Annotated in this window: 17 protein-coding genes and 1 tRNA gene; 8 read left to right on the top strand and 10 right to left on the bottom strand. The window is 62.3% G+C overall.

All coding sequences use genetic code 11. The features are described from left to right. Position 1 precedes the first annotated feature (1 nt). The 4 genes from QKE52_RS03810 to QKE52_RS03795 all read left to right on the top strand — a co-directional run bounded on the left by QKE52_RS03810 (position 2) and on the right by QKE52_RS03795 (position 2,080). Positions 2-511: a MarR family winged helix-turn-helix transcriptional regulator gene (locus QKE52_RS03810; protein WP_046648908.1), complete on the top strand. Its 510-nt coding sequence runs from the start codon at positions 2-4 to the stop codon at positions 509-511. Between the two features lie 65 nt (positions 512-576). Further along, a complete protein-coding gene (locus tag QKE52_RS03805; RefSeq protein WP_347948186.1) occupies positions 577-870 on the top strand; it encodes a molecular chaperone GrpE in 294 nt (97 codons plus the stop codon). 179 nt (positions 871-1,049) lie between these two features. After that, on the top strand, positions 1,050-1,259 hold the full coding sequence (locus QKE52_RS03800) for a hypothetical protein (protein ID WP_046648910.1): 210 nt from the start codon (positions 1,050-1,052) through the stop codon (positions 1,257-1,259). A gap of 380 nt (positions 1,260-1,639) precedes the next feature. Next, on the top strand, positions 1,640-2,080 hold the full coding sequence (locus QKE52_RS03795; protein WP_347948185.1) for a hypothetical protein: 441 nt from the start codon (positions 1,640-1,642) through the stop codon (positions 2,078-2,080). 225 nt (positions 2,081-2,305) lie between these two features. Here QKE52_RS03795 and QKE52_RS03790 read toward each other — a convergent pair. From QKE52_RS03790 to QKE52_RS03765, 6 genes are all read right to left on the bottom strand, one after another. Further along, a tRNA-Arg gene (locus QKE52_RS03790) sits at positions 2,306-2,379 on the bottom strand. Positions 2,380-2,525: 146 nt separating this feature from the next. Further along, positions 2,526-4,127, bottom strand: coding sequence for an alpha/beta fold hydrolase (locus QKE52_RS03785; protein ID WP_347948184.1), 1,602 nt, complete (start codon positions 4,125-4,127; stop codon positions 2,526-2,528). A gap of 104 nt (positions 4,128-4,231) precedes the next feature. After that, positions 4,232-4,861 (bottom strand): LUD domain-containing protein, encoded by a 630-nt coding sequence (locus QKE52_RS03780; protein WP_070443739.1) that lies wholly within the window; start codon positions 4,859-4,861, stop codon positions 4,232-4,234. Continuing rightward, entirely contained in the window at positions 4,858-6,363 is a 1,506-nt protein-coding gene (locus tag QKE52_RS03775; RefSeq protein ID WP_347948183.1) for a LutB/LldF family L-lactate oxidation iron-sulfur protein, read from the bottom strand. Before QKE52_RS03775 ends, QKE52_RS03780 begins: the two co-directional genes overlap by 4 nt. Then, the gene (locus tag QKE52_RS03770) at positions 6,363-7,148 is read right to left on the bottom strand and encodes a (Fe-S)-binding protein (protein ID WP_070754403.1); all 786 of its coding nucleotides are present in this window, start codon (positions 7,146-7,148) and stop codon (positions 6,363-6,365) included. The genes QKE52_RS03775 and QKE52_RS03770 overlap by 1 nt, the downstream gene beginning before the upstream one ends. A gap of 324 nt (positions 7,149-7,472) precedes the next feature. Then, positions 7,473-9,125: an L-lactate permease gene (locus QKE52_RS03765; RefSeq protein WP_347948182.1), complete on the bottom strand. Its 1,653-nt coding sequence runs from the start codon at positions 9,123-9,125 to the stop codon at positions 7,473-7,475. A gap of 236 nt (positions 9,126-9,361) precedes the next feature. On the opposite strand from QKE52_RS03765, the gene argS reads away from it, so the two are divergent. The 4 genes from argS (at position 9,362) to thrB (ending at position 14,791) form a co-directional block, all read left to right on the top strand. Then, entirely contained in the window at positions 9,362-11,023 is a 1,662-nt protein-coding gene (argS, locus tag QKE52_RS03760) for an arginine--tRNA ligase (RefSeq protein WP_347948181.1), read from the top strand. Between the two features lie 12 nt (positions 11,024-11,035). Continuing rightward, positions 11,036-12,373, top strand: coding sequence for a diaminopimelate decarboxylase (gene lysA / locus QKE52_RS03755; RefSeq protein WP_347948180.1), 1,338 nt, complete (start codon positions 11,036-11,038; stop codon positions 12,371-12,373). Positions 12,374-12,524: 151 nt separating this feature from the next. Then, entirely contained in the window at positions 12,525-13,850 is a 1,326-nt protein-coding gene (locus tag QKE52_RS03750; RefSeq protein WP_347948179.1) for a homoserine dehydrogenase, read from the top strand. A 17-nt stretch (positions 13,851-13,867) separates the two neighbouring features. Then, on the top strand, positions 13,868-14,791 hold the full coding sequence (gene thrB, locus QKE52_RS03745) for a homoserine kinase (RefSeq protein ID WP_347948178.1): 924 nt from the start codon (positions 13,868-13,870) through the stop codon (positions 14,789-14,791). A gap of 1 nt (position 14,792) precedes the next feature. Here thrB and QKE52_RS03740 read toward each other — a convergent pair whose 3' ends face one another. From QKE52_RS03740 to QKE52_RS03725, 4 genes are all read right to left on the bottom strand, one after another. Next, a complete protein-coding gene (locus QKE52_RS03740; RefSeq protein ID WP_347948177.1) occupies positions 14,793-15,494 on the bottom strand; it encodes a helix-turn-helix domain-containing protein in 702 nt (233 codons plus the stop codon). A 117-nt stretch (positions 15,495-15,611) separates the two neighbouring features. Then, positions 15,612-17,339 (bottom strand): ATP-binding cassette domain-containing protein, encoded by a 1,728-nt coding sequence (locus QKE52_RS03735; protein ID WP_347948176.1) that lies wholly within the window; start codon positions 17,337-17,339, stop codon positions 15,612-15,614. A 9-nt stretch (positions 17,340-17,348) separates the two neighbouring features. Next, on the bottom strand, positions 17,349-18,071 hold the full coding sequence (gene modA, locus QKE52_RS03730; RefSeq protein ID WP_071409773.1) for a molybdate ABC transporter substrate-binding protein: 723 nt from the start codon (positions 18,069-18,071) through the stop codon (positions 17,349-17,351). 22 nt (positions 18,072-18,093) lie between these two features. Continuing rightward, positions 18,094-18,354 (bottom strand): DUF2249 domain-containing protein, encoded by a 261-nt coding sequence (locus tag QKE52_RS03725; protein ID WP_071409772.1) that lies wholly within the window; start codon positions 18,352-18,354, stop codon positions 18,094-18,096. Between the last annotated feature and the right edge of the window lie 7 nt (positions 18,355-18,361).

Genomic DNA, 18,361 nt, shown 5'->3' with positions numbered 1-18,361 from the left:
CATGACAGCGGATATTCGATGGCTCACCGGCAGCGAGCAAGAGCTGTGGCGCCAACTCCTGGCCAGCATTCGCAAGATTAATCGCGGCATGGAGGAAACTCTCTTGGCCTGCAGTGATATCTCGGCGGCCGAGTATTCGGTGCTTGTTTCGCTTTCGGAGGCACCCGAGCACACCCTGCGCCTGCGCGAGCTGTGCACAGAATTGGAGTGGGACCGCTCGCGCGCTTCCCACCAGATCACCCGCATGGAAAAGCGTGGGCTCGTACGCAAAGAAAAGTGCGCGGGCGATGCCCGCGGCGTGGAGGTCGTCATGACGCGGGCCGGCCGAGAGCGACTTGAGGCGGCGGTACCGGAGCATGTTGAGTCCGTGCGCCGCATGGTCTTTGACCATCTGGATCCCGCCGATGTTCCGGCGCTTCTGCGCTTTTGTGAAGGCGTGCTCTCGGAGAAAAACCTTCCGGGCTATGACGGCTTCGTGCCGGACGAGCGCCTGGGCACTCGTGACCACTAGCTGCGCCCACCGGGGTAGAGTAGGCCCCCGTCCGTTTACGCACCAGGAGGTGACCTGTCCACATCATGATGGGACAAGAATTGTTCGAGCACCCAGAGCGCCAATACACCACGTACGGCATCACGCCGCTGAAGGAACTCAGCGCTCAGGTAGGCCCCGCCGAGGACCTGGAAGAGCTCAGCGAGGAGCAAACCGCCGCACTCGAGCACGCCCTCGAACAGCACCCGGACGAGGCCCTGACCTACGATGATGCCTCCCAGTTGTGGATAATCGGCGCGGAGGATGACATCGAGCGCATGTTTCAGGACCGCGAGGACTTCGTCGAAGCGCTCAACAACAATGAGGACCCTGGGGTCTAGCCCACAGTCGGTGTCATACTAAAGGCGGATAGCGGCCGAAATATCTGCGTTTAACTACGGTCAGATCTGCATAAACTGCTAAGATACTCTGTGTTAATGGGCGAGCATCCCACACGCCACCAAGAGACTGTTTCCGCGAAAACTTCTCTGGCACAGGGAGCTAAGTGAAAGGACTAAACATGATCGTCGAGCGCGATTTGGCTCAGGAGCAGCGCGAAGCAGCTGCCCGTGACAAGGCTGATGGCTGGGTTTCCGTCTTCGTTGAGTGGATTCCCTCCATGCTTCTTTCCGTGGTGATGCTGGGCGCTTTGATGCTCGGCATGTACTACGTCGAGCACGGCACTCTGGACATCACCCAGCCGATCGTCAACCAGTACATCACCCAGTAACTGGTTCGCTCCTCACGCTGCCGCCCAGCGGGGAGTAGCTTGACTTAAAGCCCCAGCAGTGTTTCCTGCTGGGGCTTCATTCTTCTCACCTGCCGCAACACTCAACCTGTTCCTTTGAGCCCAAAGTCATTGCGGTTTGGGAAGGTTTCACGCATGCGCAGAATCATGTCCGGGCCGCGCAACTGCCCTAGTTGCCAAAACCATCGCTCTCTCTCGCAAGATCTGGTCAGATCTTTGGCAACTGGGGCAGTGTTGAGCCTGAGAGTTAGTTGCCGAGTCATCACTTCTTCGCCCTTCGCGCTCACCGAGAGCCCTTATCAGCCGCCGCCCGCGGCTTTCGGTGAGCGCGAAGGGCGAAGCTGTCTGATAGCCTGAACTCGATGGCCTCTCATATCTACGTTCGCTATCTCAACGGCCCGCTCCTGTGGCTGGGAATTATCGTTGGCCTTGCTGTCGTGGCAGCGGTGGTGCCAACGATGATCGATTCCACGTGGGCAGCCATCCTCTTCGGCACCCTGGTCATCGCTGCAACTGCAGCCTGCATCATGATGCGAGTGAAGATCGTCGTGAGTGACGACGACGTTATGGTTTCCATCCTGGGTATCTTCACGAAGAGGGTTCCACTCAGAGATATCACTGGGGTAGGTATTGGTCCCGTGACTGGGATTAAGGAAGGCGCGGGCCCACGCGTTGTCGACGGCGCACCGGCCTATATCGTTTCTGGGCCGACTGTGCGCATCGAGCAGGGCCGAAGCTCTCTCATCGCTTCGGCGAAGAATCCGGAAGAAGTGGTTGCGGATATTAAGGCGCGCTTGCGTTAGTTCCATATCCCCAGACCTCGAACCCGAAACCTCCAAGTGAGTGGCTTGGTGCCGTCAAGCGCTGGGTGACGCCCACCTGCAGGTTGCGGGTTTCAGGTCTGGGGGAATGCAGAATGGCAGAGTGCGAAAGGCTTTCCCGCACTCGCGGCATCATCAAAAATGCGGGCCGGGGTGCGGCCTATTGGGAGAGAGATGTGGGCATGAAAAAGTGCCCCTGACACAAAGTGCCCCTGACAGGGATCGAACCTGCGACCTTCGGTACCGGAAACCGATGCTCTAATCCGCTGAGCTACAAGGGCATTGCTGGCGAAATACCAACGATGCGATTCTAGCCTATAAAGACTGAAGCGCAGTAATTGGCCTCACGCCGATGGGGGTGTGGCGGGAGGAAGGGGCGGCTTAGCCAGCTAGCTAAGCTGCTCCTGCCTGGTTCTCGCTGTTCCTACTACTGGGCGGGCTGCTCCTGTGCCTGGGGCTGGTCAAAGAAGCCCGGCGCATCCGCGGTGTGGACCTCACCGGTGCGCAGGTAATCAACCACGATCTGGTCGACGGCCTTGTTACCCATCGCGAAGTGGCCGTGACCCGGGCCGTGGACAGTCACCACGCGGGACTGCATCGGATCCGAGAGACCGCGGTAGAAAGCGTACGGGGTCTGCGGGTCACCGGTGGCCTGCAGCTGCAGCGGCTTGGTCTGCAGGTTCTGGCCGGAGACGGCAATCGGGGTGTTGACCGGTGCGCGGCCACCGCAACCCGCGCCGGAGGCGTACATCGAGTTGAACAGAGTGAAGGGGTCAATCGTGACGTAGTTCGACCAGAGGAACGCCGGAATGAGGGTGGGATCCGTCGGCGCGGTGTTCTCATTGCACATGATGATGTTTTGCATGCTCACGGCATTGAGAACGTCCTGCTGAGCCTGCTGCGGATCCTGCTGGGCCTGCTGCTGTGCAGCCTGCTCCTCAAAGTTGATTGGCTCGATGCCGCCAATGTGCTTAGCCAGCGTGTCCCAGGACTCTGGGCGGGGGAGAAGCTCACGGGTCGCGGACAGCGTCGGCGAGGAAGCTTGGACAGCCTGCGGGTTGCGTACCTTGCCGGCGAGGTGCTCCGCCTGCACACGCAGCTCACCGGTAGCAGTCATAATGTTGGCACCTGGCTGGCCGGCGAACTCCAGTCCTGGGGGCAGGTCACCAATCTGGGCGTTAGGTGGAAGCACGGTGGGGCGCACGCCTGCCTCGGCGGCAACAATCTGGGACCAGCGCTCGTAGGCCTTCAGCGGGGTCTTTCCGGCGTGGTAGGTGGCGTCATTCTTGGCCACGTACGCAAAGAAGTCATGCAGCGCATTCTCGTAGCCTGCCTGCTGGGAAGCGAAGATCTGGTTCCACGCCATCTTCGGATTCATACCGGAATCCAGCACGACCTTGTCGGTGTGCTGTGGGTAGAGCGTGGCGTAGGTGGAGCCCAGGAAGGTGCCGTAGGAGAGACCGGCGATGTTGATTTTCTCCTCGCCGAGTGCCTGGCGGACAACCTCCCAGTCCTTTGCGGTGTTTTCCGTCGTCAGGGAGTCCGTGTAGCCGGGGGTGTTCTTCTCGCAGTCATTGCGGGTAATCGCGCCGATCTGCGTGATCTCCGCAAGGGGATTGGCGCCCAGCTCACTGGCCGTGCAGTTCACCTCTCCCGACTCGCGCAGGCCACGCGGCTGCACACCGATGATGTCGTAGCTCTGTTTGACTTCCTCCGGCCACGCGGCGAAGCTCACCCAGCTATACGCGTCACCGCCCGGGCCACCCGGGTTGGTAAACAGGGTGCCCTGTCGGTTTCCGGTGGCCTTGAGGCGGATGAGGCCGACGTCGATGGTGCCTTTCTCCGGGGCATCGTGATAGGTCGGAACGGTCACGTGCCCGCATTCAGCGCGCTCTTCGGTGACCCCTTCCGGGCACGGGCCCCAGTTGATGGTGGGTTGATCGGCGTGAGCAACAGCGGGCGCGGCAACCAGGCCGGCAGCAACAGCTACGGGCCCCAGCACCGAGCCTAAAACGCGAGAAAGACGCATAGAATAAGGCTCCTAAAATCGTTAATAAGTACGTGCCTTATCCTATGCGCCGGGGGTGATGTGAGCCGAGTGTTCGGAAGGGGCGGGTGCCCCCGAACGTCACACTACTTAACAATCACCACAATAAGATCGCGCGGGCCGTGGACACCCTCCACGCGGGAGAGCTCGATATCCGAGGTAGCGGAAGGGCCAGAGATCCACGTTGCCGGGCGCTCCGGGTTCATACGGGAAACCATCTCCGGGACACCGTAGACGATCTGGTCCTTGCGCACGATACACACGTGACGGTCCGGCACCAGGGTCAGCGCGCGACGGCCACAGGTCTCATTGGACTCAAGCACAATGGTGCCGGTCTGCGCGGAGGTGACGTGGGATTCGGTCACCACGGCATCGACAGCGTCGAGCTCGCGCGGGTCCTTGGCGTTGTCGTCTGGGGTGGTGGTGCCTTCGAAGCCGTCGAGAAGCCCAGCGTCCATGCCGGGTGCGTAGACGACGTTCGAGCAACCGCGCTCTTTAAGGATGTCCACGAGGGTGGAGTTCAACCCAGACTCATCGGTGACGTGCACATCAGCCTTGTAGTCTTCGAGGCGGTCCACCAGCATCTCACGCAGCTCATCCTCGTTGAGCGTGCCTTCCTTCTGGTACTCGCGCGGAATGTCTACGTGGTCCGGCAGGCCGGCCTGCTTCTGGGCGGCGGAAATGCGGTTGAGGATTTCCTCTTTGGCGGTGGTCACTTGATGCCCTCCTTCTTGGCTTGGGCGAGGAGTTCTTGAGCTTCGTCAGTGTCGAACCATTGGCGGAAGGACTTCTTCGGCGGAACGGCGGTGTCGCGTACGTCGGACCACCCAGACATGAACAGCGGCAGCTTGTCGATGACTCCGTTGAAACCGCCGAGGACACGGCCGAGCGCCACCATGTGGGTGATCTGGTTCCAGATCTTCGGGTTCTTCCACACCAGCTCAACTACCTGGAAGAGTTTCTCTTCGACCGGCGGGGTGGCGTGGGTGACCTTCTGGTAGCGGTTTTCCAGAATGACCTGGGAGAGCGGGATGCGCACCGGGCATACCTCGTCGCAACGGCCGCACAGGGAGCAGGCATAGGGCAAGCTTGCCGACGGATCGTTGTGGTCCTTCATGCCAGTCAGCTGCGGCGTCAGGGAGATACCAATCGGGCCCGGGTAAACGGAGCCATAAGCGTGGCCGCCGGCGCGCTCGTAGACCGGGCAGACGTTCAGGCAGGCAGAACAGCGGATGCACTTGAGTGCCTCGTGGCCCTTGGGGGAGGACAGAGCAGCGGTGCGGCCGTTATCCAGCAGCACGATGTGGAAGTTCTGCGGGCCGTCACCTTCGGTCACACCAGACCACATGGAGGTGTACGGGTTCATGCGCTCTGCAGTGGAGGAGCGCGGCAGAAGCTGGAGGAAGACCTCGAGGTCCTGGAAGGTCGGGGCCAGCTTCTCAATACCCATCACGGTAATAAGGGTCTCCGGCAGGGTCAGGCACATGCGGCCATTGCCCTCGGACTCCACGATGTTGATGGTGCCGGTTTCCGCCACACCGAAGTTAGCGCCGGAGATGGCAACCTTGGCCTTCATGAACTGCTCGCGCAGGAACTGACGGGATGCTTCAGCCAGTTCCGCCGGCTCGGCCTTGAGGGAGTCATCGGTATTCGGCATCTTGTTGACAAAGATGTCGCGAATCTCTGCGCGGTTGCGGTGGATAGCCGGGACCAGAATGTGGGAAGGCTTGTCCTCACCTAGCTGGACAATGAGCTCCGCCAAGTCTGTCTCTTGGGCGTGGATGCCTGCCTCTTCCAGGTGCTCGTTGAGCGCGATTTCCTGGGTAGCCATGGACTTGATCTTGACCACGTCGGTCTCACCGGTCTCGCGGATAAGGCCCTCGATGATCTCGTTGGCTTCCTTGGCGTCGCGTGCCCAGTGGACGATGCCGCCGCGCTTGGTCACCTGCTCTTCGAACTGAACCAACAGTTCGCCCATGCGCATGGCGACGTCATCTTTGAGTGCGGAGCCGGCGTCGCGAAGCTGCTCCCAGTCCGGGGTTTCATCCACGGCGTGCTGGCGCTTGTCACGAATGGTGGTGGTGGCGTGGTGCAGATTGCGGCGCTGGGTGGCGTTGTTGAGGCCCACGTGAGCTAGCGGCACGAAGGCCTTCGAGCCGCGCAGGTTGCCGTAGCCTTCAGGAGCGCGCGGAGGAGTGGTGTCGAGGAAGGAAGTCATTAGAGCATCTTCTCCTTGGAGTAGGCCGCAGAGGTAGGAGTCCACGGGTGTTCCTTGGTGGAGGCGAGGATTTCCGCCAAGTGGATAGCACGCACGCCGGAGCGCTGGCGAGCCAGAGCACCGCCGATGTTCATCAGGCAGGAGGAGTCACCGCCGGTGACGTACTCGGCCTCAGTTTCGCGGATGTGGCGGGTCTTATCACCGACCATTGCCGCGGAAACCTCGGCGTTCTTGAGCGCGAAGGTGCCGCCGAAACCACAGCATTCTTCTGCATTTGGCAGCGGGGCGAGGTCGATTCCCTCGACCTCCTTCAGTAGCTGGTAGGGGCGGTCACCCAACTTGAGGAAGCGCAAGCCGTGGCAGGAGGGGTGGTAGGTCACGCGGTGCGGGAAGAAAGCGCCGACGTTGGTGACCCCGGCGACGTCGACAAGAAACTCCGGCAGATCCAGGGTTTTGCCGGCTGCCTTCTTGGCGCCGTCCACATCAGCGGCGGTGCCGAAGCGGTTGGCAATCATCTCGTGTTGCTCGCGCACGGCGCCCACGCAGGAGCCGGAGGCGGAGACGACGTAGTCGATGGAGGGGTCCGCGAAGGCGTCCGCATAGGTGCGGATCATGCCCAAGGTCTGCTCCTGGTAGCCGGTGTTGATGTGCATCTGGCCGCAGCAGGTCTGCTCCTCTGGGAAGACGACGTCATAGCCCAGGCGGGAGAGGATGAGGGCTGTGGCCTTGTGGGCATCGGGGAAGAGTGAATCACCGATGCAGGTGGAAAACAATGCTATTCGCATTCGTGAGCGCTCCTTAATCTGCCTCCATGAGGCTTGTCCCGTGCTGGGCACAGCGGAGTTGCACTCGGATGCGCGCTACCAGGACAGCCGCACTGGGCATTTTTCGAGTTTGTACCTCTGAGCCTACCGCCCAAAACACACATTATCGAGACGGGATTATCCCTCCTACCTGGCTTTTTATCGCAACACTAATGTTGTGAAATTCCTAACGTGCAGTGATGCTCGCAGCGGTCGCGGCCGACATGAGTCAACCCCCAGACTGGGCGATGAAGACGCCCGAATCTGGGGGTAGTTAGCGGTGTAGAACTGTGTGGCTAAACCTTTTTAGGGGACCAAGAAGCCCAGCACGTTGGTCATGAGGAAGACGATGATGCACACGACGACGAGGAAGGCCACAGAGTAGCCCACGACGGCCTTGAAGATGCGGGATTCCTCGCCCTCCATCTGGACGGCGGTGGCGGCGATGGCCAGCGACTGCGGGGAAATCATCTTGCCCACGACGCCACCCGAGGTATTGGCGGCCAGCATGAGGTCAGGGTTAACACCGATGCGCTCAGCTGCGGTGACCTGGAGGTTGGCAAAGAGCGCGTTGGCGGAGGTATCCGAGCCGGTCACCGCGGTGCCGATCCAGCCCAGGACGGGGGAGAAGAGCGCGAAGATGCCGCCCACGGACGCCACGAACTGGCCGATGGAGATGGTCTGGCCGGAGTAGTTCATGGTGTAGGCCAGCGCCAGGACCAGGATGATGGTCAGCGCGGAGAACTTCATGCGGTTGACTACCTCGCCGAATTTGGCCACTGGTGCGGAGGCCTCCAGCGTGTAACGGCCGTTCTCATTGAAGGCCATGTAGATGATGGCCACGATGATGCCGGAGATGAGCAGCAAGGTGCCCGGGTTGCCCAGCACATTGAACTTGAAGGCGGTATCCATGGCTTGGCCTTCGGCGTCGAAGACGGTGCCGTCGAGAAGCGGCCAGGCAACGTTGACCTGCAGGAAGCCGAAGATGGCTGGCCACGCGGTGGCGATGGCGAAGACTGCAGTAACCACGGCATAGGGCAGCAGTGCCATCCAGATGCGGCTGCCGTTGAGGTCCGTGACCTCTTCCTGGGCGGGCAACTCCATGCGCTCACGCAGGCTGTCGACACCCTTGGGCTTCCATACACGCAGGAAGAGGAAGCCAGCGCCGAGGGAGACGATGCAGGCCACGACGTTGGTGAGCTGGTAGGCGAAGAAGGTAGCCGCGGCCCACTGGGCAATGGCGAAGGAGATGCCGATGACGGCCGCGGCGGGGCCGGCCTCCTTAACACCGCGCATGCCGTCAAGGATAAAGAGGATGAAGAAAGGCACGACGGCGGCAATGAGCAGGACCTGGAGGGAAATCAACGCGGCGATGTCAGCGGTCTGCTCGGCGGTGCGCCCGCCGACCGAGCCCGCGGTGGTGACTGGGATGCCCACCGCGCCGAAGGCCACGGGCGCGGTGTTGGCAATGAGCACCGTGGTGGCCGCCTTGAGCGGCTTAACACCCAAGGCCAGGATCATGGTGGCCGTAATCGCGACGGGAGCGCCGAAGCCGGCGAGGGCCTCCAAGAGGCCACCGAAGCAGAAGGCGATGAGGATGGCTTGGATGCGGATATCGCCATCGCCTAAGAGATCGAAGGTCTTGCGCAGGTCATTGAATCGTCCGGAAGCCACGGTCACTTCGTAGAACCAGATGGCGGTGATGATCACCCAGACGATGGGGAAGAGCCCGAAGAGCCCGCCGCGCACCGCGGAGGACAAAGCCATGCCGGTTGGCATGCCCATGCCGAAAATGGCGATGAGAACCGCTACGAGAAGCGCTACCGCGCCCGAGGTGTGGGCGCGGGCCTTGAGCCCCAGGAGCATGATGAAGAACGCGATGAGCGGCAGCGTGGACACCAGCGCGGTGAGCCCGACGTTGCCAGCGATGGCGTCGGTGGTGATGTTGAAGGTTGACATAAAGCTCAATTCCAGTTGGCTCCCGCCGGCGTCCCCGTGGAGGTCCCCAGGATGCGGCACCGCATGTGTCAGCCGAGCGAGAGGGCGAAAGGTTGGATCGATTCAGTTAACGCCTTTTAGGGTAGAACTTGCTGCTTTGCTGTGCTGCATTGTTCACCTGATGGGGGTGAGTGACCTTGCTAACCTCTGAGACCTGATAGCGCCTCCCAGCGGCGGAGACGATAGACTTTGGCCCTATGAATCCTGAAGATCTTTCCGTCCTGATCAAGAACACCGCCGCCGCCGTGCTCACCGAGCATGAGCTGGACGCCTCCGTCCTGCCGGAGACCGTGACCGTCGAGCGCCCGCGCAACCCGGAGCACGGCGATTACGCCACCAACCTGGCACTCCAGGTAGCCAAGAAGGCTGGCACCCAGCCCCGCGAGCTCGCGCAGTGGTTGGCGGACGCCCTCGCCGGCAACGACGCCATCGATGAGGCCTCCATCGCGGGCCCGGGATTCCTTAACATTCGCCTCGCTGCCGCGGCGCAGGGAGCCATCGTGGCCCAGGTCCTTAATGCCGGCGCAGACTTCGGCAGCAACACCACCTACCAGGGCAAGAAGATCAACCTCGAGTTCGTCTCCGCGAACCCGACTGGCCCGATCCACCTGGGCGGTACCCGCTGGGCTGCCGTGGGCGACTCGCTGGGCCGCGTACTCGAAGCCTCTGGTGCGGAGGTGACCCGCGAGTACTACTTCAACGATCACGGCGGACAGATCGACCGCTTTGCGCGTTCGCTGGTGGCCGCAGCTAAGGGCGAGCCCACCCCGGAGGACGGCTACGGCGGCGATTACATCAAGGAGATCGCACAGGGAGTCCTCGAGCAGAATCCGGACGCCCTCGACGGCGCCGATGCCGAGGTCCAGGAGGCCTTCCGCTCGGCGGGCGTGGAAATGATGTTCGCCCAGATTAAGGAGTCCCTCCACGAGTTCGGTGTGGACTTCGACGTCTACTTCCACGAAAACTCCCTCTTCGAGTCTGGTGCCGTGGAGAAGGCCATCCAGAAGCTCAAGGACAACGGCAAGCTCTACGAAGCTGAGGGCGCATGGTGGCTGAAGTCCACCGAATACGGCGATGACAAGGACCGCGTGGTCATCAAGTCCGATGGCAACGCCGCCTACATCGCCGGCGATATCGCCTACGTGGCCGATAAGTTCGACCGCGGCCACGACCTCGCCATCTACATGCTCGGTGCCGATCACCACGGCTACATCGCTCGCCTGCGCGCCTCGGCCCAGGCCCTGGGCTATGACCCGGAGGCCGTCGAAGTCCTCATCGGCCAGATGGTGAACCTCGTCCGCGATGGCCAGGCGGTCAAGATGTCCAAGCGTGCCGGCACCGTCATCACCCTTGATGACCTTGTCGAGGCTATCGGCGTCGACGGCGCGCGTTACTCCCTGGTGCGCTCCTCCGTGGATTCCAGCCTGGACATCGACTTGGGCCTGTGGGCTTCCCAGTCGGCGGATAACCCGGTCTACTACGTGCAGTATGGCCACGCCCGTATTTGCTCCATCCTGCGCAAGGCAGCAGAGCTGGGCTTCGACACCGCCGCGCTTGCCGACGGCCCCCTCGACCTCCTCACCCACGAGAAGGAAGGCGACCTCATCCGCACCCTAGGCGAGTTCCCCGAGGTTGTGGCCACCGCCGCCACGCTGCGCGAACCGCACCGCATCGCGCGTTACGCCGAGGAGCTTGCCGCCGTGTTCCACCGCTTCTATGACCAGTGCCAGGTGCTGCCGAAGGCTGGTGAAGAGACCGAGCCGATTCACTCCGCACGCCTCGCTCTGGCCAGCGCCACCCGCCAGGTCATGGCCAATGCCTTGACCATGGTCGGGGTTAGCGCACCGGAGAAGATGTAAGAAAAGGTATCGATGACTGATTTCAATTCTCTTCCGGCCCACGTGTGGCCGCGCAACGCTGCTCGTGATTCCGATGGTGTGGTCTCTATCGGCGGCGTTTCCCTGACCGACCTTGCCGAAGAATACGGCACCCCGCTCTATGTCTTTGATGAGCAGGATTTCTGCTCGCGCTGCCGGGACATGGCCCAGGCCTTCGGCGGTCCTGACCACGTGCACTATGCCTCCAAGGCTTTCATCACCAAGCGCATCGTGCGCTGGGTAGATGAGGAGGGCCTGTGCCTTGACGTGGCCTCCCTCAACGAGGCCAAGCTGGCGCTCGCTGCGGACTTCCCACCGGAGCGCATGACCGCGCACGGCAATAACAAGGAAGACGAATACCTTGAGCTGTGCGTCAACGAGGGGATTGGGCATGTGGTGCTGGATAACGCGGAGGAGCTGTCGCGTCTCAACAGCATCGCCGCGGCCGCTGGCCGTGTGCAGCCGGTGATGATCCGCGTCAAGCCTGGCGTGGATGCCCACACGCACGAATTCATCGCCACGGCTCATGAGGATCAAAAGTTCGGCATTTCTCTGTCCACCGGCGCCGCCTTCGATGTCGCTCGCACGGTGCTGGAATCCGCGAACCTGAAGCTCGTGGGCCTGCACTGCCACGTGGGCTCCTCGGTGTTTAATGCCGATGGCTTCAAGCTGGCCGCCGAGCGCGTGCTGAGCCTATATAAGCGCATTCACTCCGAGCTCGGCGTTGCCCTTGAGGAGCTGGACTTGGGCGGCGGCTTCGGCATTCCCTACATGGAATACGAGGAAGCACTCGACGTCGCCACGCTGGCCAAGGACCTGCTCGACGCCGTGGAGCGCACCGCTACTGAGCTCGGCATCAAGCCGCCTTTCGTGTTGGTGGAGCCCGGCCGCTCGCTGGTGGGGGCCTCCGCGGTCACCGTCTACCGCGTGGGCACGGTCAAGGATGTGGAGACCGGCAAGGCGGATCTGCCGATGCGCCGCTACCTCTCCGTGGACGGTGGCATGTCCGATAACATCCGGCCGGCGCTCTATGGCTCGGAGTACGACGTGCGCGTGGTCAACCGCCGCACCCAGGGCGAGCCCGTAGATTCGCGCATCGTGGGCTTCCACTGCGAGTCCGGCGACATTCTGGTCAACGAGCGCCGTTTCCCCTCGGATATCACTACCGGGGATCTCCTCGCTTTCGCCACCACCGGTGCCTATCAGTACATGATGGCCTCGCGCTATAACGGCGCTTTGCGCCCGGCAGTCGTTTCCGTGCGTGACGGCAAAGCCTCGCTCATGCTGCGCCGGGAAACGGTGGAGGACTTGCTGGCGTTGGACGTCGACTAGCGCGGCGTTGCCACAGCTCACCGCATTTTATTCACAAAGACATGGCCGGTCGCGCGTTGTGCCGGCCATATCGTATAGATATAGACAGCTCGTTCTGTATAGTGATGGGCTAGCACGTAAGAATCTTTTGCAATTTCAACAAGGGGACACCATGACGACGACGAACCGTAGCAAGAAGCCCGAAGGCGAACCCGTAGGAATCGCGCTGCTTGGATTTGGCACCGTGGGCGCTGAGGTTTTCCGCCTCGTGCAGGAGAACGCTGACGCTTTTGCACACCGCATCGGCGGTCCCGTGGAGATCCGCGGCGTCGCCGTGCACAACAAGAACAAGCTGCGTCCAGGCGTGCCGGCGGAGCTGCTGACCGACGACGCCAAGGCGCTTGTCCTGCGCGATGATATCGACCTCGTCGTCGAGGTCATCGGTGGCATTGATTTCCCGCGCGAGCTTGTCCTCGCCGCCCTCAACGCCGGTAAGTCGGTGGTCACCGCCAACAAGGCACTTGTTGCCGCGCACGCGGATGAGCTCGCTGAGGCTGCCGACCGCGCCGACGTTGACCTGTACTTCGAAGCCGCCGTGGCCGCCGCCATCCCGGTCGTCGGCATGCTGCGCCGCTCCCTGGCCGGTGACAAGATCCAGCGCATCTCCGGAATCGTCAACGGCACCACCAACTTCATCCTGGACGCGATGGAGTCCACCGGTGCCTCCTATGAGGATGCGCTGGCTGAGGCTACCCGCCTGGGCTATGCCGAGGCCGATCCCACCGCGGACGTGGAGGGCCACGACGCTGCTTCTAAGGCCGCCATCCTGGCATCCCTGGGCTTCTATACCCGCCTGACCTTCGACGATGTTTATTGCGAGGGCATTTCCAAGATCACCGCGGACGATATTGCCGCCGCTAACCAGGCCGGCTATTCCATCAAGCTGCTCGCCATCTGCGAGCGCCTCGTGGATGAGGAGACCGGTGCGGAATCCGTCAATGCCCGCGTGCACCCGACGCTGGTCCCGAAGGAGCACCCGCTGGCCTCGGTCAGCCAGTCCTATAACGCCATCTTCGTCGAGGCGGAGGCTGCTGGCTCGCTGATGTTCTACGGCAATGGCGCCGGCGGTAACCCCACGGCATCCGCTGTGCTGGGTGACGTCATCGGTGCGGCACGCAACATTGTCCACGGCGGCCGTGCGCCGGGGGAGAACACCTACGCCAACCTACCTATTGCGGAGTTCGGAGAAGTGGAAACTCGTTATCACGTCGACATGGAAGTTGAAGACCGCACCGGCGTGCTTTCTGCCATCTCCGGTGTCTTTGCCCGACACGGGGTCTCCCTGCGCACCGTGCGCCAGGAAGACGGCGACGCCACCGCTCGCCTCATCGTGGTCACCCACGCGGCGAAGGAAGCGGTGCTTGAGGACATCGTCGCCGCCCTCGGCGAGCTCGATGAGGTCAAGGCCGTCCACTCCGTCATCCGCCTCGGCGTCTAAGGGTCTTAGGTACAACAATGAGTATCGATATCGAAGTAGGTACCAAGGTCACCGTCCAGGTCCCGGCTTCCTCGGCCAACCTGGGCCCCGGCTACGACACCCTCGGCATCGCGCTGAGCCTTTACGACACCGTGGAGGTAGAAGTCACCCGCTCCGGCTTGGAGGTAGAAATCTTCGGCGAGGGCGCCGAAGAGCTGCCGCGCGACGGCTCCCATCTCGTGGTCAAGGCCATCCGTTCTGCGCTCAAGGCTGCCGACGTTGAAGTCTCCGGCCTGCGCGTGGTGTGCACGAATAACATCCCTCAGTCCCGTGGCTTGGGCTCCTCAGCGTCTGCCGCGGTGGCAGGTGTTGCCGCGGGCAACGGCCTGGCGGGGTTCCCGCTCTCGGAGGAACAGGTCGTGCAGCTGTCCTCGGCGTTTGAGGGTCACCCGGATAACGCCGCGGCCTCCGTGCTGGGCAATGCGGTGGTCTCCTGGACCACCGTGCCTGTCGACGGCCGCTCGCTTCCGGAGTACCGCGCCGCCACCTTAGAGGTTCACCCAAGCATCAAGGCCACGGCCCTGGTCCCGGACTTCCACGCCTCGACGCAGGCCGTGCGCCGCGTGCTGCCCTCGCACGTCACGCATGCCGACGCCGCCTTCAACGTCTCCCGCACCGCAGTGAACGTGGCGGCTCTGACCGCGTATCCGGACCTGCTGTGGGAGGGCACCCGCGACCGTCTGCACCAGCCTTATCGCGCTGACGTGCTGCCAGTTACCGCGGAGTGGGTCAACCGCCTGCGCAACCGCGGCTATGCCGCCTACCTGTCCGGTGCCGGCCCCACCATCATGGTCCTCCACACCGAGCCCATCGAGGAAGAGATCCTCGAGGATGCCCGCGGACAGAACCTGCGCGTGCTGGAGCTGGAGGTCGCCGGGCCGGTTTCCGTCGAGCGCGGTTAGGCTAGCTAGCTTCATTTTCCACGTTGATTCGGCACACGCCGTTTCCGGACTTTGGGATCAGTTTCAGGCTTAACCTCCCACCGGAATCGGCGGCCGCCTGCTCCAAGTAGCCATCGTGGATGGCACAGACAAAGGGGGAGGGCTCCACACCGGCGCTGACAAATGGGCAGGCGTGCAGTTGCACGGTGGTGCGGCCTTCCTCGGTGAATTGCTCCACCGAGGTTACCGGGTCAAAGCCCATATCGCGCATCGTCCGGTAGAGCGGGGCCAGCGCCTCAGCACCGTGGTCGGTGGCCGTGGCCTTCGCCCAAGCGCGGCCGATCTCTCGCGCTTGCTCGGAAGAAAAGTCATTGAGCTGATCTTTATCCGCCAGTGCTTTGACTAAGACGCTAATCAGCGTGACGTATTCCTCCGCCACTGAACGATTGTCGGGCACCCGTACTTGGAAGATCAGGGAGGGACGCCCGCGGCCTTGCGCTGGAGCAGTAACTACCCGCACCGCGCCGGCGCGAACCAGCTCATCCAGGTGGCCGCGCGCGGTGTTGACATGCATGCCCATTTTCTTAGCAATCTCTGCAGCCCGTGCTCCTTGCGGGAATTTCTGCAAGACCGAGAGGACGTCGCGCTGCTTGGGGGAGAGCTTCATCGTGTCAGGAAAAAGCTCGCTGGAGGAGCGGGGGCTAGGCGTAGCAAATGCGGACATGACTGTGACTCCTTGCAAAACTCTATGAGGATCCTACATCCGGCGCACTGAATTTCTCCCATTGCGGTGCTCAGAGGCGCCACGATCTGCGTGACGACGTGGGTAAAATCCCATGGATTAAGTACGGGTATAGACCGTGAGGGCGTCTGCATTGAGGGCCACGGACACCTTATTCCCGGGGGCGTTGTGGGGTGCTGGCTGGCCCACTGTGAGCCGTTGGCCGTCAATGTCAATAAGGGTGGTTTCGCCCAGATCGGCCACAATGGTGGCGCTCAGTGCGCCAGCGGGATCGAAGCGCAGCGCAGTCTGGGGAAAGGCCGCCCAGTGCTCGCCGTTGCGAGCTGGCTGAAATGCATCATTCTGGTGGTAGCCGCGAAGCACATTGACGCCCGCCAGCTCTGCCATAAAGGGGGTCGGGGGCTGTTCCAGTAGGCGCTCCGCGGGGCCTTGAGAGATGATGTTGCCGGCTTCCATCACCAGGATGTCGTCCGCCAGCGTGTCGAGGTCCACGCGGCTGTGGGTGACGATGACGGTGGTACGGTCAGCGGCTGAAAGGCGCAGTACGTGGCGCCAACGCGCGGCGGATTCTACGTCCATGGCGGCGAAGGGTTCATCCGCAACCAATACAGCCGGGCGCGCCGCCAGCGCGCGGAGAAGGGCAACCTGCGCGGCTTGACCACCGGAAAGCTCGGATACATGGACCAGCTCCTGCAGCCCGGCGGCGTTGAGCAGTTCCTCTGTCCTTTGCGGGTCTTTGGTCACCATCGTCAACGCTTGAGCCACGGTGGCAGTGGGAGGCAGCCCAGGGTTTTGAGAAAGCATGATCACGCGTTCGGCGTTGGTGTGTGCCCCTTGGAGTCGCCCGCTAATGAAACGCAGAAGCGTGGTCTTTCCGGCACCGTTGGGCCCGACCACCGCGGTCACGTGCCCGCCCCGGAACGTGGTGGTGGCGTTGCCGATAGTTACGGAAAGATCGTGGGCTGAGTCCACAGGGGTGGTGGCATCGCGAAGTGCCGCAGGATCCATCGGCTTGAGCATGCGCACCTTCGGCTCGCGGCGGCGTAGCAGCAGGGGCATTCCGGCCGCGGTGAGCGTAAGGATGGCTATTCCAATAAGCACGGCGGAAAGGGCATAGGCGTTGTCCGCGCTGACCTCGCGCTCTAGGTAGATTCCGCTCGGCATGGTCCGGGTCGAGCCGGGCAGGGAACCAGCGAAGGTGATAGTTGTTCCGAATTCACCCAGTGAGCGGGCGAAAGCCAGCGCACCACCGGTGAACACAGCGGGGCGGATGGCTGGGAGAATGATGCGCCGAAGGATGGTTCCCGCTCCCAAGCCGATGCCGCGCGCGCTGGCGATGACCTCAGGATCGAGTTGCCGCAGCGCGGAGTCCACCGCCACCACCGCGAAGGGAAGCGTGACGAAGACATGGGCTGCCACGACACCCGGGAAGGCGAAAGACACGTGCAGTCCAGCCTGCTCCAGAACAGGACCAAGCAGCCCACGGCGCCCCAGCAGCGCAGTGAGAGCCAAGCCGCCCACGACGGGAGGCATGGCCAAGGGGAGGTAGACCACCAGCCTCACCAGGTGGGAGACGCGGTGCAGCTGCTGCAGCCACAGCGCCAAGCAGGTGCCCAGCAACGTGGACAGCACTGTAGACCACGCCGCCGCGGACAGGCTGACGCGGAGAAGATCCTGGGTCGTCGGAGAGTTCAGCGTGTCAGAGAGTTGCCCCCAGGGCACCCGCACTCCCAAGGCGAGGACTGGGGCGAGAATGTAGAAAGCTGCGAGCGCGCCAGCGGCGATGACCGGCCAAGGGGCTCGTTGGCGCTGTTCGCGCAGAATCATGCCCGACACCTAGTTCACCGGAGTGAAGCCGAATTGTTCCCAGGTGCTGTCAAAATCCGACGCGAGAAGCGAGAGGACTTCTTGGGCTTCTTCATGCCGGGATGAAGAAGCCACCACAGCGCCCATGATCTCATTGCGGAAGTCTTCCGCGTGGTCGAGCGGAATAGCCTCGACGTCCTCGCTGGCGGCGGCGTCGGTGGAATAGACCCACCCGGCGTCCGCTTCACCGGAGGCAACCTTTCCCAGAACATCAGCCACTTGGCTCTCCAACGATGATGCGTGCAGATGCCAGCCATTGGCCTTCATAATGCGCGTGGATATGGCTCCGCAAGGCACGCTCGGGTCACAGAGAACTAGGCGTGCCGAGGGCTCCAGGTCTGCTGCGGAGCGCAGTCCTTGGGGATTACCTTTCGGCACGACCATAACCATGACGTTGCTTGCTAAGGGCACGGGCGTCTCCACGCTGCCCTGAGCAAGTGCATTCTCCATGGTCTCCCGAGAAGCAGTGAGGAGAAGGTCTGCGGGCGCTCCCTCATCGACTTGCTGCACCAAAGCAGAAGAGCCGCCGTTGTTGAAAGCCAGGGGAGTCCCGGAGGCGCTAGCAAGCTCGTCATTCAACACTCTTGTCGAGGATGCAGCAAACACCTGCAAGGGCTCTTCGGAGTCAGAGGCGCAACCGGCAACAGTCAGCGCGGCGGCGATGACGGGGATTGCAATCTTTGCGAGGTGCATGGTCAGTCAGCTTACGGAAGCTTTAGGCGGTTCGCGTGAATTTGATGTGGACGTCTTCTGGTTCTTTCTTAAGATACTCGCGAGCGAAAACCTCCTCCCGCTGGTCCACCTCGTTGAGCAGCGGAAGCGGGTCGTGCGGAGCTATGAGGATCATGGCTTCGCCGACGTTGAGGGTGCCGAGTGCCCCATGGATGGCGCCGTGGCGCACTGCGTGAGGGATTTCGGAGGCGTTGAGGGTGGGGATGTCATGGCCCTTGGAGGCGTCGATAAGCGGCAAGTTCATTGATCTT

The organism is Corynebacterium sp. c25Ua_47, assembly GCF_039907205.1.
Lineage (GTDB): Bacteria > Actinomycetota > Actinomycetes > Mycobacteriales > Mycobacteriaceae > Corynebacterium > Corynebacterium hiratae.
This window is presented reverse-complemented; position numbering and strand designations above follow the sequence as displayed.